Origin of the sequence: Rathayibacter sp. AY1B7, assembly GCF_002932735.1 — a bacterium.
In the GTDB taxonomy this organism is placed as follows: Bacteria; Actinomycetota; Actinomycetes; order Actinomycetales; family Microbacteriaceae; genus Rathayibacter.
Window position 1 is genome coordinate 1 of sequence record NZ_PSWK01000054.1, and the last position, 8312, is coordinate 8312.

Here is an 8312-nt window from a genome sequence, read left to right on the forward strand (position 1 = left end):
GGCCTGCGCGGGGTGGGCCGGGATCGCGGGCACCTCGGAGCCGATCGAGCCGGCACCGGCCTGGACGGTGATGATCGCGGTGCCGACGTCGACCGTCTGACCCTCGTCGACGAGCACGTCGACCACCGTGCCGCTGAACGGCGAGGGGAGCTCGACGAGCGACTTGGCGGTCTCGATCTCGACGAGGACCTGGTTGACGGCCACCTCGTCGCCGACCTTGACCTTCCAGGCCACGATCTCGGCCTCGGTGAGGCCCTCGCCGACGTCGGGGAGGAGGAACTGCTCTGTCATCGGGGGGACTCCTGTGGGCTCGTGCGGGCGGATGTCGCGCGCGTCAGTACGCGAGCGAGCGGTCGACGGCCTCGAGCACGCGGTCGACGTCGGGGAGGAAGAGCTTCTCGACCTTGGCGGGCGGGAAGGGGGTGTCGAAGCCGGCGACCCGGAGGACCGGCGCCTCCAGCGAGAAGAAGGCGCGCTCGGTCACGGTCGCCGCGATCTCGGAGCCGAGGCTCACGTTCGCGGACGCCTCCTGCGCGACGACGAGCCGGCCGGTCCTGCGGACCGACGCGAGCAGCGGCTCCCAGTCGATCGGGGAGAGCGAGCGCAGGTCGACGACCTCGACGCTCGTGCCCTCCTCGCCCGCGAGCTCGGCGGCCTGGAGGAGGACGGCGACCATCGGGCCCCAGCCGACCAGCGTGACCTCGGTGCCCTGGCGGACGACGCGGCTGGCGTGCAGCGGCGCGGCGGACCCGCTGAGGTCGACGTCGCCCTTGGGCCAGTAGCGGCTCTTGGGCTCGAAGAACATGACGGGGTCGTCCGAGGCGATGGCCTCCTGGATCATCCAGTAGGCGTCGTTGGGAGTCGACGGGCTGACCGCGCGCAGGCCCGCGGTGTGCGCGAAGTACGCCTCGTTGCTCTCCTGGTGGTGCTCGACCGCTCCGATGTGCCCGCCGTAGGGCACGCGGATGACGACGGGCATGGTGATCGCACCCTCGTGGCGGTTGGTCATCTTGGCCAGCTGCGAGGTGATCTGGTCGAACGCCGGGTAGATGAACCCGTCGAACTGGATCTCGCAGACCGGGCGGAAGCCGCGCATCGCGAGCCCGATCGCGGTGCCGACGATGCCGGACTCGGCGAGCGGCGTGTCGAGCACGCGCTTCGCCCCGAACTCGGCGTGCAGGCCCTCGGTGATGCGGAAGACGCCGCCCAGGGGGCCGATGTCCTCGCCCATCAGGAGGACTCGGTCGTCCTGCGTCATCGCGCGGCGGAGGCCGGCGTTGAGCGCCTTGGCCATGGACATGGACTCGAGCTGCGACCCGGTGAGGGGCGGCTGCGCGGCCGTCGTGCTGGTGTCGATCGTCATCACTCGCCTCCGAACGATTCTTCGTAGCGCTGCAGCCACGCCTTCTGCTCCTCGACGAGCACGTGCGGCTCCGAGTAGACGTGGTCGAACATGACGCCCGTGGGAGGGACCTCGAGGGCGAGGAGGCGGCGGCGGATGTCGGACGCGAAGTCCTTCGCCTCCTCGTCGACCTCGTCGAAGAAGGACTGCTCCACGCCCTCGCTCCGCAGGAACGCGGCGAAGCGGGTGATCGGGTCCTTCGCGACCCACGAGGCGAGCTCGTCGTCCGTGCGGTACTTCGTCGGGTCGTCACTCGAGGTGTGCGCGCCGATCCGGTAGGTCAGCGCCTCGATGAACTGGGGACCGCCGCCGGAGCGCGCGTCCTGCAGGTGCTTGGCGGTGACCGCGTAGCTCGCGAGCACGTCGTTGCCGTCGATCTGCACGCCGGGGATGCCGAAGCCGGAGGAGCGGAGGTAGAGGGGGCTGCGCGACTGCGTGGCCACGGGGACCGAGATCGCGTAGTGGTTGTTCTGGAGGAAGAAGACCTCGGGAGCCTGGTAGCTCGCGGCGAAGACCATCGCCTCGCTGACGTCGCCCTGGCTGGAGGCGCCGTCGCCGAAGTAGACGACGACGGCCGCGTCCTTCTCGGGGTCGCCCGTGCCGGTCGCTCCGTCGAGGGTGAGGCCCATCGCGTAGCCGGTCGCGTGCAGGGCCTGCGAGCCGAGCACCAGCGTGTAGAGGTGGAAGTTCCCGTTCGTCGGGTCGGTCGGGTCCCAGCCGCCGTGCGTCGTGCCGCGCAGGAGCGCGAGGACGCCGAGCAGGTCGATGCCGCGGATCTTGCCGACGACGTGCTCGCGGTAGGAGGGGAACACGTGGTCCTGCGGGCGCATCGCGAACGCGGAGCCGACCTGCGCCGCCTCCTGCCCGTGGCTCGGGACCCACAGTCCGAGCTGGCCCTGGCGCTGCAGGTTCGCGGCCTCGGTGTCGAAGCGGCGGACCACCGCCATCTCGCGGTAGAAGGAGCGGTGCTGCGCCTCGTCCACCCCGTCGAGGTAGGAGGCGTACTGCTCGGCCGCGGGGGTCGGCGAGAACCGCCCGTCCGCGGAGAGGAACTGGACAGTCGGCGACTCCGTGCTGGTGGCTACCACCCGACTAACCTATCCGTCTCGCGGGGTGGCCCTCGGGGAGGGAAGCCACAATCTCGGCCGCCGCGCTGAGGAGCTTGTCGACAGAGCGCGCCTCGCCGACGGAGACGCGGATCCCCTCCGGCGGGAATGCGCGGACCACGACTCCCGCGCGCTCGAAGACCTCGGCGGCCCGCGCCGTGTCCTCGCGGGTGTCGAACCAGAGGAAGTTCGCCTGCGACTCCGGGATCGTCCAGCCCTGGTCGAGCAGCGCCCGCCAGAGGTCGTCGCGGAGGCGGGTGATGCGGTGGACGCGCTCGAGGAGCTCCTCGCGGTGCTCGAGGGAGGCGACCGCCGCGGTCTCGGCGAACCGGGTGACCGAGAGCGGGATGGCGGTGGAGCGGGCGGCGTCGAGGATCCGCGCGTGGCCGATCGCGTAGCCGACGCGGAGGCCGGCGAGGCCGTACGCCTTGGAGAAGGTGCGAGCGATCACGAGGTTGGGGTAGCGGCCGAGCAGGCGGGTGCCGTCCACGGCCCGCTCGTCGTCGACGAACTCGGCGTACGCCTCGTCGAGGAGTACGAGGACGTCTCCCGGGACGCGCTCGAGGAGCGCCTCGACGTCGTCGGCGGTGGCGACGGTGCCGGTGGGGTTGTTGGGGCTGCAGACGATCAGCAGGCGGGTGCGCTCGGTGACGGCCTGCGCCATGGCGTCGAGGTCGTGGGTGTCGTCGGCGCGGAGCGGCACGCGCACGCTGGTGGCGCCCGCGGTCGTGACGAGCGAGGGGTAGGCCTCGAACGAGCGCCAGGCGTAGACGACCTCGTCGCCCGGGCCCGCCGCCGCGGTGATCAGCTGGGCGATGACCGCGACGGAGCCGGCTCCGACGATCACCTCCTCGATCGGGACGCCGTACTCCGCGGCGAGCGCCGTGCGCAGGGCGGTCGCCGCCGCGTCCGGGTACCGGTTGAAGTCGTCCACCTCGCGGACCCGCGCGAGCACGGAGGGCAGCGGGTCGAACGGGTTCTCGTTGGAGGAGAGCTTGAAGGCGTCGGCGGCGGCCGCGCGGCCCTGCCTGTAGGCGGGGAGCGCCAGGATCTCGGGGCGGAGGCGGACGGGAGGCTCCTGCTGGTCGGTCACCCGCCCCATGCTAGGCGGCGCGGCGGCGGGCGCCCCGCCGTTCCGCGCGCGCCGTCCCCCGCCCTCGACGGGCGTGCGCCAACCCCCCCTTCCCACCGGTCGAGCGCCGCCGGTGCGGCCCGGAGGTGCGGCCGACCCGGGTCTCGGATGCGCGAACCGCCCCGCTGACCGGCGCCCACGGCGGCCGTCCCCCGATTAGGGTGCAGTGATGCGGAGTCGAGGGCGAGCCGAGCGGCGCGGGGGTGCGCGCCCGCTCCTCCGGGGCGCCACGGCCGCGATCGCCCTGCTCGTCGCCGCCGGCGCGCTCACCGGATGCACGCCCTCCGCGGAGGGCACGCAGGCGACCCCGACTCTCCGCGAGACGTCCATCGACGTCGCCGCGCCTCCGGCCTACACCGCCGCGCGCGAGGCCGGCCTCGCGCTGCGGGACGACTCGCTCGCGCTCCTCACCGCGACCGACGGCACCGTCGCGGGCGCGGCCCGCACCGATCTGCTGGTGGCGATCGGATCCCTGAACGCAGCGCTCGAGGGAGTCTCGGCCGACGCCATCACCACCGCGACGACCGCGGCCGGGGAGCAGCGGACGGCGCTGGCCGAGCGCGTGCTCGGCCTCGCCACGTCGACCCTCGCCTCCGGTCGCGGATCGACGTCCCGGCGGGCGGTGCTGACCGACGCGGTCGAGCAGCTCCGGAGCGCTCTCGCCTCGGGAGCCGCGGTCGCTCCGCTGGCCGTCGCCGTGATCGAGGCGCGCGAGCCGCTCGTCCCGGAGCCGGGCAGCGGATTCGCTCCTCCCCCGCGCCCCGCGCCTCCCGCAGCTCCCCGGCCGACCAGTGCGCCCGAGCCGACCCAGGAGCCGACGCCCGATCCCCCGGCTCCGGAGCCGGCTCCCGCGCCCGCCCCCGAGCCGACCGAGGCCCCGCAGCCGACGGCGGAGCCCCTGCCGCAGCCCGAGCCCACCGCGGTGCTCCCTCCGCGGACCTGCGCCGACGACCCCCGCCTCTGCACTCCTGCGCCCGAGCCGACCATCGGCGGGCCCCTCACCTGAGCCCCGGCTCGCGGCGCGCCCCGCCTGCGGGGATAGTGGAGGCATGAGCAGACTCCTCCTCGGCCTCCTGACCAACGCCGTCGCGATCTGGCTCACGACCCTGGTCGTGGCGGGCGTGCGCGTGGACCCGTACGAGGAGGGCCCCGCCGCGGCGGTCCTCACGTACCTGCTGGTGGCGGTGATCTTCGGCGTCGTCAACGCCGTCGTCGGCGGAGTGGTGCGGGTGGTCGCGTTCCCCCTGTACGTGCTGACGCTCGGCCTGGTCTCGTTCCTCGTCAACGGCCTCCTGCTGCTCGTGACCGCCTGGATCAGCGGCCTCTTCGGCTTCGGCCTCGTCGTGGACGGCTTCTGGTGGGGCGTGCTCGGCGCCCTCGTGCTCGCCCTGGTGAACTGGTTCATCGGCCTCCTCCTGCGCCCCTTCCTCCGCCGCCGTCAGGACTGACACCGCGGCCTCGGCAGTCAGCATCGGCCGCGCCGCCACCGCCCGGGAGGCCTCGCGCGCCATCGGTGGACGGCCGCCGCGATCGGCCTGCTGTGGAGGAGCCGCGGTGCGCCATGATGGGCGGGTGACCCCCGACTCCCCTGCGCCCTCGGCCTTCGCCGTGTGCTTCGTCTGCACCGGCAACATCTGCCGGTCGCCGATGGCCGAGGTGGTGCTGCGCTCCCTGGCGGAGCAGGCGGGGCTCGGCTCCGCGATCGAGATCAGCTCGGCCGGCACCGGCGAGTGGCACCTCGGCGAGCACGCCGACAGCCGCGCCCTCGCGGCGCTGGAGCGGCACGGCTTCGACGGGGGCCGCCACCGCGCCCAGCTCTTCGACCCGTCCCGCTTCGCCGAGTTCGACCTGGTCGTCGCGCTCGACCACGGGCACGAGCGCGCGCTGCGCTCCTGGGCGCGCACCGAGGTCGACCGGCAGAAGATCCGCCGCCTGCTCGACTTCGAGCCCGGCCTCTCCCCGCAGGGCGACGTCCCCGACCCCTACTATTCCGATGCGGCGGCGTTCGACTCGGTGCTCGCGCTCATCGAGCGCGCCTGCCGGGCCCTCTTCGCCCAGATCGAACCAGGACTGCGCGGCAACCGCTCGGTCCGCCCCGACTCCACCGACGCGCGCGCCGCCCTCGCGCAGGACACCTGAGAACCGGAAGGCACTACCGCATGACCTCGCTCCCCACCCAGCCGCTGAGCCCCCTCGACGGCCGCTACAGCGGTGCCGTCTCGTCGCTCGGCGAGTACCTCTCGGAGGCGGGGCTGAACCGCGCGCGGGTGCACGTCGAGGTCGAGTGGCTGCTGGCGCTGACCGACCGCCGCCTCTTCGGCTCCGAGCCCGTCGACGCGGCGACCGCCGAGGAGCTGCGCCGCCGCGCCCGCGACTTCGGCCAGCCCGAGATCGACGAGCTGGCGACCCTCGAGGCCCGCACCCGCCACGACGTGAAGGCCGTGGAGTACCTCGTCCGCCAGTGGCTCGAGGAGCTGGGCCTGCAGCGCATCGCCGAGCTCACCCACTTCGCCGCCACCAGCGAGGACATCAACAACCTCTCCTACGCGATCGTGGTCCGTCAGGCCGTCGGCGAGATCTGGCTGCCGAAGCTGCGCTCGGTCGTCGCGTCGCTCCGGGAGCTGGCCGTCCGCTACCGCGACGAGTCGATGCTCAGCCGCACCCACGGCCAGCCCGCGACCCCGACCACGATGGGCAAGGAGTTCGCCGTCTACGCCTACCGGCTCGAGCGGGTCGTCGCGCAGATCGAGGCGACGGAGTACCTGGGCAAGTTCAGCGGAGCGACGGGCACGTTCGCCGCGCACCTCGCCGCCGACCCCGGCACCGACTGGCCCGCCCTCGCGGAGGAGTTCGTCACCTCCCTCGGCCTCGTCTTCAATCCGCTGACCACCCAGATCGAGTCGCACGACTGGCAGGCCGAGCTCTACGGCAGGGCCGCGCACGCGAACCGCATCCTGCACAACATCTGCACCGACGTCTGGACCTACATCTCGCTCGGCTACTTCCGGCAGATCCCCCAGGCCGGGGCGACCGGCTCGTCCACGATGCCGCACAAGATCAACCCGATCCGCTTCGAGAACGCCGAGGCGAACCTCGAGCTCTCCAGCGCCCTGCTCGACTCGCTCGCGCAGACCCTGGTCACCTCGCGCCTCCAGCGCGACCTCACCGACTCGACCACGCAGCGCAACATCGGCGTCGCGTTCGGCCACTCCCTCCTCGCCCTCGACAACATCGCCCGCGGCCTGCTCGAGATCGACCTCGACCCGACCGCCCTCGCCGCCGACCTCGACGGCAACTGGGAGGTGCTGGCCGAGGCGATCCAGACGGTGATCCGTGCGGAGGTGGCGGCCGGCCGGTCCTCGATCACCGACCCGTACGCGCTGCTGAAGGACCTGACCCGCGGCAAGCGCCTCGGTGCCGACGACCTCGCCGTCTTCGTGCAGCGTCTCGACATCGGCGACGCGGCGAAGGAGCGCCTGCTGGCGCTGACGCCGGGCGGCTACACGGGCCTCGCCTCGTCGCTGGTCGACCGTCTGAGCTGATCCGCCGGGCAGCGAGCGCGCGGATGCCGCCGTCCTCGAGCGCGAGCACTCGGACTCCTGCGTGCTCGCGGCGGCGCGGTCGACGGCGGCGCGATGTCGGGGGTCGCACCTAGCGTCGGCGGCATGCCAGCGTGCGCGATCGGAGGGTGCGCCTCCTCGGCCGAGACGGGTGCCCCCCTCGCGCTCTGCGCCGCGCACCTCGGGCTCGCGCACGACTGGGTCGCCCGGGAGGACGGCGTGATCGACGCCCTGCCCTCGCCGTGCGCCGCGTGCGGGTCCCGCCTGGGCGTCCGGCTCCCCTCCGCCTGGCTCTGCGCCGCCTGCGAGTGGCGGCTCGGCGACGCTCCCGACGGCGAGCTGCCGCCGCCCCGGGTCGACGTCGTCTACTACATCCGCTTCGGCGAGCGGATCAAGATCGGCACCAGCGGCAATCCCCGGCAGCGCCTCCACCGGCTCCGGCACGAGGAGCTCCTCGCGTTCGAGCGCGGCGGGCGGGCGCTCGAGCAGCAGCGGCACGCCCAGTTCGCCGACGAGCGCCTGGAGCGCACGGAGTGGTTCGCGCGCAGCCCCGCGCTCGACGCCCACATCGAGACCGTGCGCGCCGGGGAGCCCGACCCCTGGGCGCTGCACCGCCGCTGGCGCAGCGAGGCGCTGGCCCTGCGGCTCTGACGCGTCGGCTGCGAGCGGGCGGCTGCGACTCGACCGCTGCGACTCGCCGGTTCCCACTCGACGGTTCCCACTCGCCGGCACTGCATCCGCGGGTCCCGCTCCGCCGAGCCGGACACCGGGACGGAGCGACGGGGAGGGCGCCACGGGGACAGATTCCGGAGGACAGTCCCGCAGCCGCCGCGCGACGCGCTCAGCGCCCCCAGGCGTCGACGAGCAGCGGACCGCGGACATCGCGGAGCCGGTCGACCAGGCGGTCCGCCAGTGCGGCCGTGACTCCCGTGGCGACCAGGTCGTGGGGGCCGAGCGGCAGCAGCTTCCCCGTGCGGATGCGCACCACCTCCCACCCGGCGGAGCGGAGCGCGCGGTCCTTCCGCCGGTCGGCCTCCTCGCGGTGTCCGACGTGCTCGAGTCCGTGACGGCCGGTGGAGTCGTACTCGATCGCGACGCGCAGCTCGCCGAGC

The 8312-nt window shown here is 73.6% G+C and carries 9 protein-coding genes and 1 pseudogene; 5 read left to right on the plus strand and 5 right to left on the minus strand.

Annotated features, from left to right (window positions below; all coding sequences use genetic code 11):
• From C5C95_RS16745 to hisC, 4 genes are all read right to left on the minus strand, one after another.
• The coding region (locus tag C5C95_RS16745; RefSeq protein WP_308471526.1) for a biotin/lipoyl-containing protein at positions 1-291 on the minus strand (291 nt) is incomplete at its 3' end.
• 43 nt (positions 292-334) lie between these two features.
• Positions 335-1300, minus strand: a complete 966-nt coding sequence (locus tag C5C95_RS16750) for an alpha-ketoacid dehydrogenase subunit beta (protein WP_181027250.1) — start codon at positions 1298-1300, stop codon at positions 335-337.
• Positions 1301-1362: 62 nt separating this feature from the next.
• Positions 1363-2490, minus strand: a complete 1128-nt coding sequence (locus C5C95_RS16755; RefSeq protein ID WP_104226633.1) for a thiamine pyrophosphate-dependent dehydrogenase E1 component subunit alpha — start codon at positions 2488-2490, stop codon at positions 1363-1365.
• A gap of 4 nt (positions 2491-2494) precedes the next feature.
• Positions 2495-3610, minus strand: a complete 1116-nt coding sequence (gene hisC, locus C5C95_RS16760) for a histidinol-phosphate transaminase (protein ID WP_104283060.1) — start codon at positions 3608-3610, stop codon at positions 2495-2497.
• 199 nt (positions 3611-3809) lie between these two features.
• Between hisC and C5C95_RS16765 the strand changes: the two genes are divergently transcribed.
• From C5C95_RS16765 to C5C95_RS16785, 5 genes are all read left to right on the plus strand, one after another.
• Positions 3810-4646 carry a hypothetical protein gene (locus C5C95_RS16765; RefSeq protein WP_104346608.1) on the plus strand — a complete coding sequence of 279 codons (837 nt, stop codon included), beginning with the start codon at positions 3810-3812 and terminating at the stop codon, positions 4644-4646.
• Positions 4647-4689: 43 nt separating this feature from the next.
• A complete protein-coding gene (locus tag C5C95_RS16770) occupies positions 4690-5088 on the plus strand; it encodes a phage holin family protein (protein WP_104237970.1) in 399 nt (132 codons plus the stop codon).
• Positions 5089-5212: 124 nt separating this feature from the next.
• A complete protein-coding gene (locus C5C95_RS16775) occupies positions 5213-5779 on the plus strand; it encodes a low molecular weight protein-tyrosine-phosphatase (protein ID WP_181027248.1) in 567 nt (188 codons plus the stop codon).
• A gap of 20 nt (positions 5780-5799) precedes the next feature.
• Positions 5800-7182, plus strand: a complete 1383-nt coding sequence (purB, locus tag C5C95_RS16780) for an adenylosuccinate lyase (RefSeq protein ID WP_104324898.1) — start codon at positions 5800-5802, stop codon at positions 7180-7182.
• A gap of 123 nt (positions 7183-7305) precedes the next feature.
• Entirely contained in the window at positions 7306-7851 is a 546-nt protein-coding gene (locus C5C95_RS16785; protein WP_104249967.1) for a GIY-YIG nuclease family protein, read from the plus strand.
• A 190-nt stretch (positions 7852-8041) separates the two neighbouring features.
• Here the strand turns inward: C5C95_RS16785 and C5C95_RS16790 are convergent.
• Positions 8042-8312, minus strand: a pseudogene (locus C5C95_RS16790) (hypothetical protein); the annotation flags it as partial.